Source organism: Rhodococcus sp. PSi06 (assembly GCF_054960675.1).
Genome location: NZ_JBHNYO010000008.1, coordinates 55,606 through 73,002 on the forward strand (window position 1 = coordinate 55,606; position 17,397 = coordinate 73,002).

The window sequence follows — 17,397 nt, forward strand, 5'->3', positions numbered from 1 at the left end:
GACCGGTTTCCATCGGTACCCGGTAACGACGCCTCCATAGTAGGGAGTCAAAGCCCTGCGCAGCGGTTCCATCCGGGATTACGCTGGATAGGGCAGCCGCGGGGCGGCCGGAGTGGTCTCGAGGAGTCGTGATGACGTGAGCTCGGTGTTCGCGCAGCGCTCCAGTTATATCCGGCAGGGAATTCGGTTCGAAGGCGGGTTGCTGCCGCTGTCGGCCGAGTTCGGAGTGTCGGGGGCCATCGAACACCAGTTGACCCGTGATCACCTTTTCATCGGCGACGGCACCTCGGATTTCGTCGGCACGTGGAGGGGCAGCCGTGTCCAGTTGTATGCGCTGTCCCGTCGTGCAATCGACGCGATTGTCAATCCCAAGGTCGCGGGCGTCCACATCGATCGAGATACCGCCGCACGCCATTCCTTCGGTCGGTTGAGTCCGGAGGCCATCACGTTCGCGTCGTCGACGCGCGCCGACTTCAAGGAACGCAAGAGAAATCTTGTCGTGGCCACCGGTTCGAGCAATGCACTGGACGTCACCGTGCGTGCGTTGGATCGTCATCTGCCGGTCGACGTCGGAGATATCGGTCTCGATCTGCGTCCGGTCGTCACACTCTGTGTTCGGGAGGCAGTGGCCGAGGCTGTGTGGGGTGAGGCAGTGTTCGCGCCGGTCCGGTACGTCGACCGGCAGGGACGCGAGTGCAGTCTTCCGTTCGCAGAGGCGCTGTACGAGAACTTTCTGCGGTTGCGGAAGTTCGCGAACACCTACGCGATGAGGGTCGAGCCCAGGCTGCAGCACCTGCCGTTGACGCGGGAGCAACGCCTGATGCGCGCGAACACTCGCGCTCTGCAGCAACACATGCTGCAGATGTCGGCCGACCGATCGAACTCCACCATCGCGGGTCACCTCGCGCGGCTGCACAGTGGCTCGGGGTTCTCCACCGGCGTCATCCGCGACGACACCGCGACGTCGTTCGTGGCGGCCGTGGACACCACCCGCACTGCGGTGCTGGCGACGTTGAAACACCTCTTGGCTCCGGCGAACTCGACTTGGAAAGCGCACACCAGCGCGGTTGCTCCGGAATCGGCGACCGCATCCGCTGTGGTGCTGGCGTGTGTGATGGAGGCTCTGCGGGTCGACACGCCGGGATCTGTGTTCAACAGCCGGGTCACCGAGGACTTCGATCTCGAGCTCGGCGGACGTACGCTGCGTCTGCATCGAAACACGCTGATAATGCCGAACATTCATGCCGTTCATGCGTCGAGCGGGCCGACGTTCGATCCTGCACGACTACTGAACGCGCATGGGACCGTGGTCGATTCGGGGAAGGCAATCCCGTTCGGCAAGGGGCCGAGGTCATGCCCTGGTAAGTCGTTCGCGTTGTCGATGATCGCCGTCTTCGTCACCGCATTTCTGCGTGCGTACCCGAACGCGCTCCTCGACCCGACGCAGTACGACAACCGCTACCCGATCCATACGTCCTCCGAACACGGCCTCTACGTCTCACTTCGCAGCTGACCGGTCACCGGTTCGGTCGCCGTGAGGTCTCGCTTTCCTGTTTCGGGGATGGTGATCAGGGCAGTGATGGACACGGCCAGCAGTGCGAGTGTGTACCACTGGAACAGCTCCGGTGATCCGCGATCGGCGAAGAAAGTCTGCACGTACGCGGCGGTCCCACCGAAGGCTGCGACGGCGATCGAGTACGGCACGCCCACGCCGGCTGCTCGCATACCCGTGGGAAACAGCTCGGCCATCATCGCGGGCATCACGGCGAGGATCGCACCGATGGCGCACAGGGCGACCGACATAGCGAGGAACAACGACAGAGCGCTCGAGCCGACGAGTGCTTCCAACGGGAACAGCAACGCTGCGATACCGATGGTTCCTATGTACAGCACCGGCTTTCGGCCGATCCGATCCGAAAGCGCACCCCACATCGGTAGAGAGGCGACCAACACTATGTTGGCACCGACGCCCGCCCACAGAGCGCCCGACGGATCGATTCCGCGGACCGCAATCGCGTAGGCCGGTGCCGATACGGCCCAGACGTAATAGAAGACAGTGCCGCCGACGCTGAAGAACAGCACCTGCAGAATCTGTCGGCGATGGGTCGAGAACTGCTGACGCATCGAAACTTCGGCGTGCGGATCACCGGACTTCTCGAATACCTCGGTTTCGGCCATCCGGGAGCGCATCCACAGGACGAACAAGCCGAGTATTCCGCCCAGCAGGAACGGCAGTCGCCAGCCCCAGTCCGTCATCTGCGCGCTGCTCAAAGTGGTCGTCAACAGAGCACCCATCAGCGTTCCCGCCACGACCCCGGACGTGTTGGACACGTAGATGACACTCGACCACAGACCTCGCCTGGACGGGGGAGCGTACTCGATGATGTACGTCTGCGCCGACGGCAATTCGCCACCGTGCGCCACTCCCTGCGCCAGCCTGGCCACCACCAGAACGACGGCAGCGGCCGCGCCGATCGTCTGATGCGTCGGAGTGAGACCGATGACGAGGCTACCCACCGACGCCAACGCCACCGCCAGCGTCATGGACAGTTTGCGGCCGCGTCGATCGGACAACCAGCCGAACAGCAGCCCGCCGAACGGCCTCGCGACGAAGCCGACGGCGAAGACGCCGAACGAGGCCAGAAGATCCGACACCGCGGAGCCGGTGTGAAAGAACTGCGGCGCGAAGAAGGCTGCAAAGATCGCGTAGACGGTCCAGTCGAAGTACTCGATGCCGTTGCCTGCACCCACTCCCACAATGGCTTTCAACTTCTCCCGACGTTCGCGTCGTCGGGTTGGATCGGACGTGAACGAGGTGGTTGCACTGTCGGTCATCGGGCGTCGCTTTCGGGTGAAGGGGTGTGATCGAGTCGAGCGAGGGCCAGGCCGGCATAGACGGTCGCGGCGTCGGCGAGCACGGAGTCGTCGAACTCGGCTCGTGGCGAATGGTTCATGGGTGCGGCTGCAGGATCGTTGTCGGGCATACACGCGCCGAGCCCGATGAAGGCCCCGGGCACTTCCTGCAATACGTAAGAGAAGTCCTCCGAGCCCGACAGGGGATGTGCCGCAGTCTCGTAGCGCTCCTCGCCGAGTAACTCCGCGATGGTCGACGCTCCGAAACTCGTCTCGTCGATATCGTTGACGGTCATCGGAAATTCAGCGGACACATCGACGTCGACGTCGACGCGATGAGCGGCTGCGACACCCTCCAGAACGCGCCGCAGCGCGGTCGGCACTGCGTCGTACGTGCGCGGCGAGTAGCAGCGCACCGTGGCTTCGAAGGTTGCATCGTCGGGAATGATGTTGTGCCGCATTCCGGCTCGTACATGTGCGACCGTGACGACCACGGGGTCGAAGACATCGAACGTTCGGGTGACCATCGTTTGCATCGAGGTGATCATCTCGGCCATCGCGGTGACCGGGTCTCGGGCGGTGGAGGGCGAGGACCCGTGGCCGCCTGCGCCGCGGACGGTGACAGAGAGCTTGTACGACGCGGCGAGCAGTGTGCCGGGTCGAGAGAAGAATGCGCCGTTGCGTTGCTGCGAGGAGAAGACGTGCAATCCGTAGGCGGCGTCGGCCCGCCGGCCCGATGCGTCGAGCACGCCCTCGTCGATCATCGTGGCGGCACCGTCCCAACCTTCCTCTCCGGGTTGGAACATCAACACGACGTCGCCTGCGAGGTGGTCGCGATGCCGCGACAGCAACTGCGCCGCGCCGACCAGTGCGGCGGTGTGCAGGTCGTGACCGCATCCGTGCATAGCGCCGTTCTGCGCGGCGAAGTCGAGTCCGGTCTGCTCGACGACCGGCAATGCATCCATGTCCGCGCGAAGGAGCACGGTGGGCGCGGCAGTTCCGGTGATGGCGGTGCCGCGCAGGACTGCGGTCACGGAGGTGGTGGCGGTGCCGGCGTGAATCTCGAGTGGAAGCCCGGCCAGGGCGTCGAGCACCATGTTCTGCGTGCGGGGCAGGTCCAGGCCGACCTCGGGTATGCGGTGAAGTGAGCGTCTGAGCTGCACCAGATCGCCTGCCATGGCGTTGGCGTCGTCGAGAAGGTTCATTGCGCACCTTTGCGTGTCGGCGATCGTGTTGTGGTCACACTGTGTCGGTGGTCATAGTGTGGAGTCGACCGATCGAAGGAAGGCGATCTTCGTTGGATTCGATCATCGGACACGCGGAAGGAGGTGTTGTGTGCAAGAAATGCTGACCGAATACGAGCTTTCGCTCATTCACGCACTCCAGGTGACACCGCGAGCGACGTGGTCGGACCTCGCGCCCATTCTCGGAACCACAGCGGCGACGCTGGCTCGCAGGTGGCAGTCGATCACCGAGCGAGGACTGGCCTGGATCACCGCGTATCCCGCGCCGCTGACCGGTGGTGGTTCGATCACCGCGATCATCGAGGTGACCTGCGGTCGAGCTGATTCGGCCGATCTCGTCGACGCGTTGGTTCGAGACCCGCGGGTCGTGTCGATCGAGCATGCCGCGCGGGGTAGGGATCTGGTGTTGACGGTGCAGACGTCGACGCTCGACGAGTTGTCGGGCCTGGTGTTGGACGAGTTACCCGGTTTCGCCGGCGTGCAGTCGACCCAGACGCACACCTGTACCGCGCTGCATGTGGAGGGCAGTCGCTGGCGGCTCGATTCCTTGGACGGCACGCAGTTGGCAGCAATTGCAGCGCTCGGTGATGTGCCGGACAGGCCGGGTTCCGCCAGGCCGGAGAGCCTGACCGACGACGTAGCGCGTTCACTCGTCGGTGAGTTGACCGGAAACGGTCGGGCGTCGGCACCGGAGATCGCGTCGGCGTTGGGTCGGCCCGCGTCGTCCGTCCGTCGTCAGTTGGCGGCGCTGCTGCGATCGCGAGCGGTGGTGCTGCGCTGCGAGGTTGCCCAGGAGGCGACGCGGTGGCCGATCACCGTCACGTGGTGGTGTCGACTGCCGGTGCAGGCGCATCACGAGGTTGTGGAGATCCTTCGTGCGCGCCCGGAATTGCGACTGTGCATGTCGCTCACCGGTCCGGCGAACTTTCTCGTCAGCATGTGGGTGTCGTCTCTGCCGGACATTCTGCGAGTACAGGAGTGGCTCGAACAGCGAGCTCCGAATCTGAACATCGTCGAATCGTCGGTGACGTTGCGCTCCCGGAAGCGGATGGGCTGGGAACTACGAGCGGACGGACGCGCGACGGGGTTCGTCACCTCGCTGGGAGGCTCGTCCTGGACGCTACCGGGCTAAGAGCGAATCGAAGTTCGGCGCACGCGATGGTTGTGCCACGCCTGCGCTGCCAGGGGCACCCCGATGAAGACGAAGCAGATGATCGTCAACGAGATCGGCCACGGAATCGGCAGGTTGTTGGCGAACAACAATGCTCCGGCCAACGCCGCGGACAGGCCACCGCTCTCCAGTAGGTCGACCTTGCGCGGCCGGACCTGCGGGAGTCCCATCCACGGGATGCGTCGACCCGCGTTCTCTCGTGACACTCGTCGCGCCGCCGCGATGGACAGCGCGGTTCCGGCTGCGAAAATGCACACCCCGGCAGCGACGGCCCACCCCTGACCCCCGTCGATCCACATCGACGCCAGGTACAGAGCCGCGCCGCCTGCGTAGACGCACCACACTTTCCATGCAGGCGCGGACTCGCGTTCGTCGTGCTGCACGCTGATCGGCCGCATCGGTTGCAGGGACTCCATGTTTCGACCCTCCCACACCGTCGCTCTTGACCGACCGACTCGCTGCGCCGTAGCCTGACCGACAGTTGATATATCAGACTGGATGGACCGGCCGAACCGAGGAATCGAAGTATGACCACAGCGCTCAGAATCGACGGAACGGCGGTCAGCGCGATCGTCAAGGACGATCTGCGACACCGCGTCGAACTGCTCGCGCAGCGCGGGCTTCAACCCGGTCTCGGCACCATTCTGGTGGGCGACGATCCGGGTAGCCGTTCCTACGTCGCGGCGAAGCACCGAGACTGTGCGGAGGTGGGACTGCATTCGATTCAGGTGCGGCTACCCGCATCCGCGAGCCAGCACGAGATCGAAGATGCCGTGCACGCACTCAACGACGACCCCCGGTGCACCGGCTTCATCGTCCAATTACCGCTTCCCCCGCACATCGATACTCACCGGGTGATCGAACTGATCGATCCACGCAAGGACGCCGACGGGTTGCATCCGACCAATCTGGGCCGACTGGTTCTCGGTATGGACGGGCCGTTGCCGTGCACGCCCCGCGGGATACTGGAACTGCTTCGACACCACGATGTTCCGATCACCGGCGCACGCTTCTGCATCATCGGATGCGGGATCACGGTGGGGCGTCCACTGGGCTTGATGCTGACGCGTCGCAGCGAGCACGCGACGGTGACGATGTGTCACGAAGCAACCGTGGACACTGCCGCGCACACTCGGGCCGCCGACGTGGTCATCGCGGCTGCGGGCGTTGCGCATCTGGTGCAACCGGATTGGATCAGCGTCGGGGCGACGGTGCTGTCGGTAGGAATCACCCGCACCGTCGAGGGCATTCTCGGTGACGTGCATCCCGGCGTCGAGCAGATCGCGGGGCGGCTCAGCGGAGCGACGGGCGGAGTCGGTCCGATGACGCGAGCGATGCTGCTGACGAACGTGGTGGAGTGTGCGGAAGCCGCTCAGGCGGAGGGAATGAACGACTCGCGGTAGCCCATCTTCTCGCTGATCTCGGCGGTAGCGGCAAGCACGTCGGGGACGATGGCCCGCATTCTCGTTTCGTCGAAGCGGTACACCGGACCGGAGACGGACAGTGCCGCCGTCGTCTTGCCGGTGTAGTCGAGAACCGGGGCTGCGATGGCATTGAGTCCGGTCTCGTACTCCTCGACGACCACTGCGTACCCGAGGGACACCGCGGCGTCGAGTTCGGCCGTCAGTCCGGCTCTGGTGGTGAGTGTGTGCTCGGTGTATCGGTGGAGGTCGAGAGAATCGACGACTGCCTTACGGGTGTCGGCGTCCAGCGCGGCGAGCAACACCTTGCCGCTGGCGGTGGCGTGCAGGGGAGTTTGTTCCCCGATCCAGTTGTGGGTGCCGACCGAACTGGGACCGCGAGCCTGATCCAGGTGTACCGCCGTATTCGCCCGCAGCACAGCGATATTGACTGTCTCGCCGAGTTTTCCTGCCAGGCGCTCACACACCGCGTGGCCGTATTCGGTGATTTCCAGTCGCTCGGGGACGGCAGCGGCGAGTCGCAGGACTCCGAGGCTGAGCCGGTACTTGCCGCGATTGTGCGTCTGCATCACCATGTCGTGCTCTTCGAGCGACGCCAGCAGTCTCGACACCGTGGACTTGTGCACACCGATCTCGGTGGCGATGGCGCTGACACCGGCCTCTCCGAGGCGTGCCACCACCTCGAGCACCCGAAATGCGCGGTCGACGGATTGGACGCCACCCTCGGGGGCACGGGTCGAATCGTCGCTGGCCACCCCCGCGACTATACGTAACAGGCAGTTGCCCGTGGTCATGCCCCTCGGGGCGCAGCCCGGGGATCGAGCAGCGGGGAATCTAGATGACGGCGCGAACCGCGTCGTCGAACTCCGTCACATGGGCTCGGGCGATCGCAGCCGCGTCCTCGGCGTCCCCGGCCGCGATGGCCCGGAGCAGTGCGGTGTGGGTGCCCACGTGATCGGCCAGCGGGGGCAGTCGATCCATGAACAACCAGAAGATGCGCGTCGCCAGATTGTTGTAGCGAATCAATGCATCCTCGAGAACCGGGTTCGCCGCCAGCCGGTACACGGTGCGGTGTACCTCCGCGTCCCAGGTGATCAGGTCGTGTTGGCTCGGCGGTGCCGCCTCGAACTTCTCGGTGCGATCGGCCATACCCAACAGAACTTGACGTTGGGTCGCTGTTGCTGCGGTGGCGGCCTTGGCTGCTGCCAGCGGTTCGAGCCGCTGGCGGATCTCGGAGATGTCGCCCAGGTCGGCGACGTCGATTGCCGTGGCGAACGTTCCGCGGCGAGCGTGCGAGATGACCAGCCGCTCGTACTCGAGTCGCTTGAGAGCTTCCCGGACCGGCGTGCGGCCGACGCCCAGTTCGGCGGACAACGCCGACTCGACGACGGCCTCGCCCGGCTTGATGGTCAGCATGATCAACTTGTCGCGAATAGCCGAGTAGGCGACGTCCGCCATGGTCGCCCCCGGTTCGCCCGGCAACCCCGACGCTCCGGGGGTGCCCGGCGATGCGACCTCGACACTCATGGTTACCGATCCTATCGGCACCCGGTGCGGGGCTGGATCGGGTCAGGCCTCGATACGGTTCTTCAACCAATCGTGGAAGATGCCGATGTGGTGTTCGCTGCCCACCAGTACTCCGCCGTCGCGATACTTTCGCGAACTCATGGCCGGCTGGCAGCGTTCACACGCCTCGAAGTCCTGCACGTTCACGCGGTGGAACAGTTCCACCGATTTCTGCAGGTCCCGACCCGATGCGACTACGCCGGGCAGATACAGCCAATCGCATTCCACCAGAGTGTGATCGGCGGCAATGGGATACATGCGGTGAATGATGACGTGATCCGGAACGAGGTTGACGAACACCTGCGGCCGGACGGTGATGGCGTAATACCGACGATCCTGCTCGGGTGCGATACCGGGAATGGCGTCGTGCCCCGCGGTGCCGTCGAGGGTGAATCCTTGCACCGATTCGCCGAATTCGGCACCGTGGCCGACGTAGTACTGCGCGGCGTAACCGTCGGCGAACTCGGGTAGAACCTCGGTGAGCTCGGGGTGGATGGTGGCGCAGTGGTAGCACTCCATGAAGTTCTCGATGATGAGCTTCCAGTTGGCCTTGACGTCGTAGCTCACGCGCCTGCCGAGGCCCAGGTCTTCGATCTTGTAGCGGTCGATCGACTCGACGTCGCCGAGTCGATCGCGGATGTCCTGCACCACAGTGGTGTCGAAGGAGGCCGGGTTGTCGCTGAGATTGACCCAGACGTAGCCGAGCCATTCCTCGACCGATACCGACGACAGGCCGTAGCGAACCCGGTCGATGTCGGGCATCTTGGTGAGATTCGGTGCTGCGATGAGTTTTCCGTCGAGGTCGTAGGTCCAGGCGTGGTACGGGCACTGGAACGATCGCTTGACTTCGCCCTTGTCCTCCATGCAGATTCGAGCACCGCGGTGCGCGCACACATTGAGGTAGGCCTTGATGGCCCCTGTTCGGGTACGCGTCACGATGACGCTCTCGCGGCCGATCTGCACGGTGCGGAAGGAACCGGGCTTGTCCAGATCCGCGGCACGGACCGCGCAGATCCACAGCTCCTCGAAGATCTTCTCCTGCTCGAGCTCGAAGATGGCCGGATCGGTGTAGTAGCGACCGGGGAGGGTGGAGATCAAACTCTCGGGCAGCGGAAGAGAGGTGGTGGGCGGCGTGGTGTCGGGAATGGTGGTCACTTCGGTCCTCCGTACGTGGCCGATCTTGTGGATCGGTGACGAGACGTCAACTGGGATAATGGGATACGACGAGTGGAACAGCTGCCTGAGTGTGTTCAGACCGCGCGGGCGGGAGCCGAGAGCTGACGACGCCAGCGGGTGAACAGGCGAACTTGGTTGACTCCGAGTACGCCGATCGGGAGCCCACCGGATCGGTAGACGGCGAGGAAACTCCCGAGATCGGGAGAACCTTCTTCGATGGTGCATTCGCTGTCCGGACCGGCGGTACCGGCGAACTGAATACGTGATCCGTACTGGTCGGACCAGAAATACGGAGGCTTGACGTGTTGGCCGCCGTAACTACCCGAGAGCAGGGTGGCCACTGCGACCGTGGGGCGTTCGGATGCCCCGGCCCAGTGCTCGACGCGCCGGTGGGTTCCGGTCGAATCGAGCCATGCGGCGCAGTCGCCCACGGCAACCACTCCGGGTACGGCGGTTGCGCCGCCGCCGTCGCACAGGATGCCGTTGCCGACAGCGAGTCCGCTCCCGCTCAGCCAGTCGATGTTCGGGATTCCGCCGATGCCGACGACCACCACGTCGGCGTCGAGAACGCGGCCGTCCGCGAGCCGAACGCCTGTCACTCGGTCGGTGCCGGTCAGTCCGTCGACGGCGGTTCCGCAGATCAACGTGGTGCCGTTGTCGCGGTGCAGATTGCCCACCGCGCTACCGAGTCGTGCACCGAGTGGTCCGGCGAGTGGTGTCGGGGCGGCTTCGACGACGGTGACGTCGAGCCCCAGTTTCCTTGCGGTGGAGGCTACTTCGGCCCCGATGAAGCCTGCGCCGATGACGACGAGACGCGCGCCGGGCGCGAGGTCTGCGCGCAGCCGGTCGGCGTCGTCGATGGTGCGCAATACGTGCACACCGGCGAGGTGATCGGTTCCGGGTAGCGATCGAGCACGCGAGCCGGTGGCGAGGACGACGCCGTCGGAGGTCAGTTCCGTACCGTCGTCGAGGGTGACGGTACGACGCGATGGATCGAGCGCTGTGGCGGCACGGCCCAGAATCCAGGTGGCGTCGAGGTTTTCGTCGTCGGGCTCGAGCGCGAGGGTGCTCACGTCCACGTCGCCGGCGAGGTACTCCTTCGACAGAGGAGGGCGGTCGTACGGTCGATGACTCTCGGCACCGACGATGGTGACCGCGCCGTCGAACCCGGCCGCCCGCAGCGCACGTGCAGAGCACAATCCAGCCAACGACGCCCCGACGATGGTGACGCTCTTCATGAATGTCCCTCGGCGGCCAGCTTGCTGCGAACATCGGGCGGAAGATTGGGGGCCGCGGTGCTCAGCTCGACGTAGATGACGCCGTCCTCGACGACGACGGTGTGCGTGCGAACCGGCAACTTCGCGGGCGGAGCGTCGACGGCACCGGTGCGGAGATCGAAGGTGGACGCGTGGAGCGGACATTCGACCGCACACCCTTCCAACCATCCGTCCGCGAGCGACGCGTCCTGATGCGTACAGGTGTCATCGATCGCGAACAGCTCACCGTCCTCGGTGTGGAACACCGCCACGGGAGGGGTTGTGTCGACGCGTAGAGCTTCGCCGCCCGGGAGGTCGGCCAAGGGACACACCTTGAGCATTCGGATCCTTTCTGTATCGCTATACGGAACAAGTTCTAAATCCCGCAACAACAGTGTGAACATCGACACAAGGGGGTGTCAATAGGAAACGGCACTTTTCACTCCTGCGAAACACGATGTAACTCGAACCGGACAAAGTGCGCGTATTGCCGCGTGATCAGGTGTTTAGCGCGTGAAAAGACTTACTCTTCGGTACCGAGCGGGCACCGCACCGACGCTGCGTCGAATGCTCGTAGGCGCGTGCGCAGCGTCGATGCGTCACTACCGATCGATAGTGAACGGCCTTCTTGGTATATCAGCGCCCGTCAGTTGCCGCGGGCGATCCATTCTTCGAGGTGGGGTGCTTCGTCGCCGATGCGGGTTGCGTCGCCGTGGCCGGTATTGACCGCGGTGTCGGCGGGCAGGGCGAAGAGGCGGTCGCGGATGGATCCGATGATGGTCGGGAAGTCCGAGTAGGAGCGGCCCGTCGCTCCCGGTCCACCGGAGAACAGGGTGTCGACCTCGTCGTCGTCGCCGATCAGCCAGATGTTGTTGTCCACATCCCAGGTGCCGCCGTCGAGGCTGAACACCCCGGAGGTGACGACGTTCTCGACCCGGAAGGTCCCGCTCACACGATCACCACCGAACGCAGCACGGTGCCCTGATGCATCTTGTCGAACGCGGCTTCGACGTCGTCGAGACCGATGCGTTCGGTGACGAACTTCTCGAGCGGCAACCGTCCCTGCTGATACAGATCCACCAACTGCGGGAAGTCACGTTCGGGCAGGCAATCGCCGTACCACGACGACTTCAACGATCCACCGCGGGAGAAGAAATCGATCAACGGCATCTCGAGGGTCATCTCCGGGGTCGGCACACCGACGAGGACGACCGTCCCGGCCAGGTCGCGGGCGTAGAACGCCTGCTTCCAGGTTTCCGGGCGACCGACGGCATCGATGACCACATCCGCCCCGAACCCACCGGTCAACTCCTGGATGGCCTCGACAGCATCGACCTGGGAGGAGTCGACGGTGTGGGTCGCCCCGAGGTCGAGAGCCCAGTCGAGTTTCTTCTTGTCGCGGTCCACGGCGATGATCGTCGACGCCCCGGCCAGGCGCGCCCCGGCGATCGCGGCGTCACCGACACCGCCGCAGCCGATCACCGCCACCGAATCACCGCGCGAGACATGGCCGGTGTTCATCGCCGCCCCGAGCCCGGCCATCACCCCGCAGCCGAGCAATCCGACGACCGCGGGATCAGCGGACGGGTCGACCTTGGTGCATTGGCCTTCGTGGACGAGGGTTTTCTCCGCGAACGCCCCGATCCCCAACGCCGGGGTCAGTTCGGTGCCGTCGGCGAGAGTCATCTTCTGCGCGGCGTTGTGGGTGTCGAAGCAGTACCAGGGGGTGCCCTTCTTGCAGGCCCGGCATTCCCCGCACACTGCCCGCCAGTTCAGCACCACGAAATCGCCGACCTCGACATGTTCGACGCGATCGCCGACGGTTTCGACGATGCCGGCTGCTTCGTGGCCGAGCAGGAACGGGAACTCGTCGTTGATGCCGCCCTCGCGGTAATGCAGATCGGTATGACACACCCCGCATGCCGCAATTTTCACGATCACCTCGTTCGGGCCCGGATCGGGGATGGTGATCGTCTCGATCGAGACGGGCTCACCCTTGCTCTTGGCGACAACGGCGCGGACCTGCTGCGGCATGGTTCGTACTCCTGAGATAGGTGAAGGGGCGGCGTGCGGCACCGCCAGGGAATTTGGAATCGCATTAATATATCAGTTACCGGGCAGTATGGAATGTTAAATGCGAGTATCGGTTTCTGGCGTTTTCCGACGAACCTACCGACGTAAGCGCTGGTGAAGCTCGTTTTGCGGTGATAGCCGCACAGCCGGGCGATCCGAAATGGGCCGTCATCTCTTGACATCGCCCCTGGGTCGGCTCAGTCTTGTTCCGGTTCGAGCAATCCAAGTTGCGCAGAGAGCAACGCGTCGCGCATCTCCACTACCATCCACGCTGCGTGCACGGGCGACACACCTATTCGGCGAGAGCCGGAGGGAGAACGATGTGACAACGAACAGCAAGCCCCGGAGCGACAAGACCCGGGTCGCGTCCTCCGAGAAACATGAACCCCATCATTACGGTCCCCTCGAGGTCTACCACCACGGAGAGGAGGGCGAGCCGCGCACGGACAAGGTGGTGTTCGGTGTCACCGCCGCGATCGTGATTGCGATCCTCGTCTGGGGTGTTCTCGGCACCGAGAACATGAAGTCCGTCAATGCGTCGGTTCTCGACTGGGTAGTGACGAACATCGGCTGGCTCTTCATCTTCTCGGCTACCGGGTTCGTGATCTTCGCGATCTGGCTCGCGCTCAGTCGATACGGAAAGATCCCGCTCGGCAAGGACGGCGAAAAGCCGGAGTTCAACACCGTCAGCTGGATCGCGATGATGTTCAGCGCCGGCATGGGAATCGGCTTGATCTTCTGGGGAGTGGCCGAGCCGCTGACCCACTTCGTCACCCCGCCGCCAGGAATCACCGATTCGACTGTGGGAACAGCACTGTCGACAGCAATCTTCCATTGGGGATTGCACCCGTGGTCGATGTACGCGGTGGTCGGACTGTCCATCGCCTACGGCACGTACCGGATGGGCCGCAAGCAGCTCATCAGTTCCTCGTTCATTCCGCTGATCGGCCGTCACGCCGAGGGGCCAATCGGCAAGGTCATCGACATCTTGGCGATCTTCGCCACGATGTTCGGCACCGCGGCATCCCTCGGCCTCGGTGCACTCCAGATCGGTTCGGGTATCGAGGTTCTCGGCTGGGTCGACCAAGCGGGAACGCTTCTGCTCGTGGCCGTCGTCGCCATTCTGACGCTGGCGTTCGTGGCCTCGGCAGTATCGGGAATCTCCAAGGGCATTCAGTGGCTCTCCAACATCAACATGGTGCTGGCCCTGCTGCTCGCGGTGTTCGTGTTCGTCCTGGGACCCACGGTCCTGATCTTGAACCTGTTGCCCACCACCCTCGGTGACTACGCCGCTCACATCGCCGGCATGTCCGCGCGTTCGGCGGCATCCGGTGGACCCGAGACCGAGTCCTGGCTCTCGTCCTGGACGATCTTCTACTGGGCCTGGTGGATCTCGTGGACCCCCTTCGTCGGAATGTTCCTCGCTCGCATCAGTCGTGGCCGCACCATCCGCCAGTTCGTCATCGGTGTCATTCTCATCCCGACGTCGGTGAGCCTGGTCTGGTTCTCCATCTTCGGTGGAGCGGCAATCGGCGAGCAGCAGAAGGGAACCGAGGACCTGGTGGCCCTCGGTAAACCGGAATCGCAGCTGTTCGCGGTTCTCGACCACTTCCCGTTGGCGGGAATCTCGTCGGTGCTGGTGATGGTATTGGTCGGCATCTTCTTCGTCAGTGGTGCCGACGCCGCCTCGATCGTGATGGGCACCCTGTCGCAGCGCGGCACCTTGGATCCGTCCCGTGGGGTCGTCGCCTTCTGGGGTGTGGTCACCGGCGGCATCGCCATCCTGATGCTGTGGACGGGAGGCTCGGACGCTCTGAACGGATTGCAGACGATGACGATCATCGTGGCGGCTCCGTTCGTGCTGGTGATGATCGGTACGTGCGTCTCGCTGTACAAGGACGTGACGAACGATCCGTTCATCGTCAAGAATCCGAAGGCTCCGGCCAAGGTCAAGGCCGGAAAGTGAAGTTCGACAAGTGAAGTGAGTCGATGGTGCGGGACGCGTCCACACGTGTTCCGCACCATCGGCATTTCGGGGGTTGACCGCATCCGCCCCTGCCCATACTCTTGATATATCAATCTATGGTTAGTTGTCGTGCAGGCCGTCGGATGTCTGGCCGAGCTCCATCTCTCCACCCCGATACGGAAGGACCACCATGGGTTCACCGAGAGTAGTCATCATCGGCGCCGGCATCGTCGGTACCAACGTGGCCGACGAGCTCACCGCACGCGGTTGGGATCGCATCACCGTGCTGGATCAGGGGCCGCTGCCTCTCACGGGTGGATCCACCTCGCACGCACCGGGTCTGGTGTTCCAGACCAATGCCTCCAAGACGATGACCGAACTCGCCCGATACACGGTCGAGAAGTTCATGGGCCTCGAGGTGGACGGCCAATGGTGCTTCAACCAGCTCGGCGGCCTCGAGGTGGCAACCACCGAGGAGCGGCTGGCCGATCTGCATCGTAAGCAGGGTTGGGCCACGTCGTGGGGCATCGAAGGATCGGTCATCGACCCGTCCGAATGCGCCAAACTGCATCCGCTGATCGACCGATCGCGTGTTCTCGGCGGTCTGTACGTCGAGACGGACGGACTCGCCAAGGCGTCGCGCGCTGTGGTGGCACTGACCCGCCGCGCCGAGTCCCGCGGAGCAGTCTTCCGCGGTTCCACCAAGGTCATCGGTATCGAACAGACGGGTGGCCGGGTCACCGGTGTGGCAACCGATCAGGGTGTCATCGAGGCAGACATCGTGGTGTCCTGCGCCGGCTTCTGGGGCCCCGATGTGGGCGAACTGGTCGGCATGAAGGTGCCGCTGCTGCCACTGGCGCACCAGTACGCCAAGACCGACCAGATCCCGGAACTGGTGGGACGCAACACCGAAGCAGCCGAGGCCGGCATGCCGATTCTTCGTCACCAGGACCAGGACCTGTACTTCCGCGAGCACGTCGACCGTCTCGGTATCGGAAGCTACGCGCACCGACCGATGCCCGTCGACACCAAGACCCTGCCCGGCGGCAACGGCGTGTCCGACGACGCCATGCCGTCAATGCTGGACTTCACCCAGGAGGATTTCGCCCCGTCGTGGGAGCAGTCCAAGCTGCTGTTGCCCTGCCTCGAGACCGCGAAGATCGACCACGCCTTCAACGGAGTCTTCTCGTTCACACCTGACGGCGGACCGCTGCTCGGCGAATCTCCGGACGTCAAGGGCTTCTGGATCGCCGAAGCCGTCTGGGTCACGCACTCGGCCGGCGTCGGCCGGGCCATCGCGCAGTTGCTGGTCGACGGGCGTTCCGAGGTGGAACTGCACGGATGCGACGTCAACCGTTTCGAGGACTTCCAGCTCGATCCCGCGTACGTCAGCGAAACCTCGCAGCAGAACTTCGTCGAGATCTACGACGTGCTGCATCCTTCCCAGCCGCGGTTGTCCCCGCGCGACGTGCGAGTGAGCCCCTTCAATGCACGGCAGCAGCAACTCGGTGCCGTGTTCCTCGAAGGCGGCGGGTGGGAACGCCCCCACTGGTACGAGGCCAATGCCGATCTGGTGCACCAACTTCCCGCCGAATGGCAGCCGCCCCAGCGCGACGAGTGGGCATCGATGTTCCACTCGCCCATCGCCGCGGCCGAGGCGTGGAAGACTCGTACGTCCGTCGCGATGTACGACATGACCCCGCTCAAGCGACTGCGGGTACGCGGACCCGGTGCGCTGGCACTGCTGGAAGGTTTGACGTCGGGCAAGATGGACAAGTCCGTCGGGGCCGTCACGTACACCCTCGCGCTCGATGACAAGGGCGGCGTCCGAAGCGACCTCACCGTCGCACGGTTGTCCGCCGACGAGTTCCAGGTCGGTGCCAACGGCAACCTCGACTTCGACTACCTGCGCCGTGAAGCACCGAGTGACGGCAGCGTCACCGTCGACGACATCACCGGCTCCACGTGCTGCATCGGTCTGTGGGGTCCGCATGCCCGCGAGGTCGTCGAGAAGCTGACCCAGGACGACTTCTCCAACGAGAACTTCAAGTACTTCCGCTGCAAGCAGGTTCGGATCGGCGGAGTGCCCGTCACCGCGATGCGGCTGTCCTACGTGGGCGAGCTCGGGTGGGAGCTGTACACCACCGCCGATTACGGCCAGCGACTGTGGGACATGTTGTGGCAGGCCGGTTCCGAGTTCGGCATCGTCGCCGGTGGCCGCGCTGCGTTCAACAGCCTGCGCATGGAGAAGGGCTACCGATCGTGGGGCTCGGACATGACCACCGAGCACAATCCCTACGAGGCAGGCCTCGGCTTCGCGGTGCGCCCGGCCAAGGGTGAATTCCGCGGTCGCGACGCCGTGCTCGAGATGTCCGACGACACCGTCTCCAAGAAGCTGGTCTGTCTGAAGATCGACGACGGCACATCGGTGGTGCTCGGCCACGAGCCCGTCCTGGTGGACGGTCAGCCCGCCGGCTACGTCACCAGCGCCTCTTTCGGGCACACCGTCGGTGCGCCGATCGCCTACGCCTGGGTTCCTGCCACGAGCGCAGAACCCGGTGCAGCAGTAGAGATTCGATACTTCGATCGGCTCGTGTCCGCCACCGTCGTGGCCGAGCCCCTCGTCGACCCCGAGATGGCCAAGATCCGCAGCTGACGACCTACCAGTACC

15 protein-coding genes are annotated in these 17,397 nt (G+C 64.3%); 5 read left to right on the forward strand and 10 right to left on the reverse strand.

Annotated elements, in window-relative coordinates; translation table 11 throughout:
- Window positions 1-136 precede the first annotated feature (136 nt).
- On the forward strand, window positions 137-1,513 hold the full coding sequence (locus ACFI9K_RS12070) for a cytochrome P450 (RefSeq protein WP_462663714.1): 1,377 nt from the start codon (window positions 137-139) through the stop codon (window positions 1,511-1,513).
- Here the strand turns inward: ACFI9K_RS12070 and ACFI9K_RS12075 are convergent.
- Together ACFI9K_RS12075 and ACFI9K_RS12080 are read right to left on the reverse strand one after the other, a co-directional pair.
- Window positions 1,492-2,835, reverse strand: coding sequence for an MFS transporter (locus ACFI9K_RS12075; protein ID WP_462663715.1), 1,344 nt, complete (start codon window positions 2,833-2,835; stop codon window positions 1,492-1,494). The genes ACFI9K_RS12070 and ACFI9K_RS12075 overlap by 22 nt on opposite strands.
- Window positions 2,832-4,058 carry a M20 metallopeptidase family protein gene (locus ACFI9K_RS12080; protein ID WP_462663716.1) on the reverse strand — a complete coding sequence of 409 codons (1,227 nt, stop codon included), beginning with the start codon at window positions 4,056-4,058 and terminating at the stop codon, window positions 2,832-2,834. The genes ACFI9K_RS12075 and ACFI9K_RS12080 overlap by 4 nt, the downstream gene beginning before the upstream one ends.
- A gap of 130 nt (window positions 4,059-4,188) precedes the next feature.
- On the opposite strand from ACFI9K_RS12080, the gene ACFI9K_RS12085 reads away from it, so the two are divergent.
- On the forward strand, window positions 4,189-5,229 hold the full coding sequence (locus tag ACFI9K_RS12085) for an Lrp/AsnC family transcriptional regulator (protein ID WP_462663717.1): 1,041 nt from the start codon (window positions 4,189-4,191) through the stop codon (window positions 5,227-5,229).
- On the opposite strand, the gene ACFI9K_RS12090 is transcribed toward ACFI9K_RS12085, so the two are convergent.
- Window positions 5,226-5,684 carry a hypothetical protein gene (locus tag ACFI9K_RS12090; protein ID WP_462663718.1) on the reverse strand — a complete coding sequence of 153 codons (459 nt, stop codon included), beginning with the start codon at window positions 5,682-5,684 and terminating at the stop codon, window positions 5,226-5,228. The two genes, ACFI9K_RS12085 and ACFI9K_RS12090, sit on opposite strands and share 4 nt — an antisense overlap.
- Before the next feature lie 111 nt (window positions 5,685-5,795).
- Here ACFI9K_RS12090 and ACFI9K_RS12095 point away from each other — a divergent pair, with 111 nt between their 5' ends.
- Window positions 5,796-6,671, forward strand: a complete 876-nt coding sequence (locus ACFI9K_RS12095; RefSeq protein WP_462663719.1) for a bifunctional methylenetetrahydrofolate dehydrogenase/methenyltetrahydrofolate cyclohydrolase — start codon at window positions 5,796-5,798, stop codon at window positions 6,669-6,671.
- On the opposite strand, the gene ACFI9K_RS12100 is transcribed toward ACFI9K_RS12095, so the two are convergent.
- From ACFI9K_RS12100 to ACFI9K_RS12130, 7 genes are all read right to left on the reverse strand, one after another.
- Window positions 6,641-7,444 carry an IclR family transcriptional regulator gene (locus tag ACFI9K_RS12100; protein ID WP_462663720.1) on the reverse strand — a complete coding sequence of 268 codons (804 nt, stop codon included), beginning with the start codon at window positions 7,442-7,444 and terminating at the stop codon, window positions 6,641-6,643. The two genes, ACFI9K_RS12095 and ACFI9K_RS12100, sit on opposite strands and share 31 nt — an antisense overlap.
- A gap of 79 nt (window positions 7,445-7,523) precedes the next feature.
- A complete protein-coding gene (locus ACFI9K_RS12105; protein WP_462663721.1) occupies window positions 7,524-8,216 on the reverse strand; it encodes a GntR family transcriptional regulator in 693 nt (230 codons plus the stop codon).
- 42 nt (window positions 8,217-8,258) lie between these two features.
- Window positions 8,259-9,410: an aromatic ring-hydroxylating oxygenase subunit alpha gene (locus ACFI9K_RS12110; protein ID WP_462663722.1), complete on the reverse strand. Its 1,152-nt coding sequence runs from the start codon at window positions 9,408-9,410 to the stop codon at window positions 8,259-8,261.
- A gap of 95 nt (window positions 9,411-9,505) precedes the next feature.
- Window positions 9,506-10,669: an NAD(P)/FAD-dependent oxidoreductase gene (locus ACFI9K_RS12115; protein WP_462663723.1), complete on the reverse strand. Its 1,164-nt coding sequence runs from the start codon at window positions 10,667-10,669 to the stop codon at window positions 9,506-9,508.
- Window positions 10,666-11,028, reverse strand: a complete 363-nt coding sequence (locus ACFI9K_RS12120) for a bifunctional 3-phenylpropionate/cinnamic acid dioxygenase ferredoxin subunit (protein WP_222095708.1) — start codon at window positions 11,026-11,028, stop codon at window positions 10,666-10,668. The genes ACFI9K_RS12115 and ACFI9K_RS12120 overlap by 4 nt, the downstream gene beginning before the upstream one ends.
- Window positions 11,029-11,333: 305 nt before the next feature.
- Window positions 11,334-11,639 (reverse strand): MBL fold metallo-hydrolase, encoded by a 306-nt coding sequence (locus ACFI9K_RS12125; protein WP_462663724.1) that lies wholly within the window; start codon window positions 11,637-11,639, stop codon window positions 11,334-11,336.
- Window positions 11,636-12,721, reverse strand: a complete 1,086-nt coding sequence (locus ACFI9K_RS12130; protein ID WP_462663725.1) for an S-(hydroxymethyl)mycothiol dehydrogenase — start codon at window positions 12,719-12,721, stop codon at window positions 11,636-11,638. Before ACFI9K_RS12130 ends, ACFI9K_RS12125 begins: the two co-directional genes overlap by 4 nt.
- Window positions 12,722-13,214: 493 nt before the next feature.
- Between ACFI9K_RS12130 and ACFI9K_RS12135 the strand changes: the two genes are divergently transcribed.
- Window positions 13,215-14,726: a BCCT family transporter gene (locus ACFI9K_RS12135; protein ID WP_462663877.1), complete on the forward strand. Its 1,512-nt coding sequence runs from the start codon at window positions 13,215-13,217 to the stop codon at window positions 14,724-14,726.
- A 190-nt stretch (window positions 14,727-14,916) separates the two neighbouring features.
- Entirely contained in the window at window positions 14,917-17,382 is a 2,466-nt protein-coding gene (locus ACFI9K_RS12140) for a GcvT family protein (RefSeq protein ID WP_462663726.1), read from the forward strand.
- The last annotated feature ends 15 nt before the right edge of the window (window positions 17,383-17,397 follow it).

Bases quoted from the DNA above. Each gene is read 5' to 3' on its own strand.
- ACFI9K_RS12095 (WP_462663719.1), top strand. From the start codon at position 5,796: ATGACCACAGCGCTCAGAATCGACGGAACGGCGGTCAGCGCGATCGTC.
- ACFI9K_RS12120 (WP_222095708.1), bottom strand. From the start codon at position 11,028: ATGCTCAAGGTGTGTCCCTTGGCCGACCTCCCGGGCGGCGAAGCTCTA.
- ACFI9K_RS12075 (WP_462663715.1), bottom strand. From the start codon at position 2,835: ATGACCGACAGTGCAACCACCTCGTTCACGTCCGATCCAACCCGACGA.
- ACFI9K_RS12090 (WP_462663718.1), bottom strand. From the start codon at position 5,684: ATGGAGTCCCTGCAACCGATGCGGCCGATCAGCGTGCAGCACGACGAA.
- ACFI9K_RS12130 (WP_462663725.1), bottom strand. From the start codon at position 12,721: ATGCCGCAGCAGGTCCGCGCCGTTGTCGCCAAGAGCAAGGGTGAGCCC.
- ACFI9K_RS12080 (WP_462663716.1), bottom strand. From the start codon at position 4,058: ATGAACCTTCTCGACGACGCCAACGCCATGGCAGGCGATCTGGTGCAG.
- ACFI9K_RS12105 (WP_462663721.1), bottom strand. From the start codon at position 8,216: ATGAGTGTCGAGGTCGCATCGCCGGGCACCCCCGGAGCGTCGGGGTTG.
- ACFI9K_RS12115 (WP_462663723.1), bottom strand. From the start codon at position 10,669: ATGAAGAGCGTCACCATCGTCGGGGCGTCGTTGGCTGGATTGTGCTCT.
- ACFI9K_RS12140 (WP_462663726.1), top strand. From the start codon at position 14,917: ATGGGTTCACCGAGAGTAGTCATCATCGGCGCCGGCATCGTCGGTACC.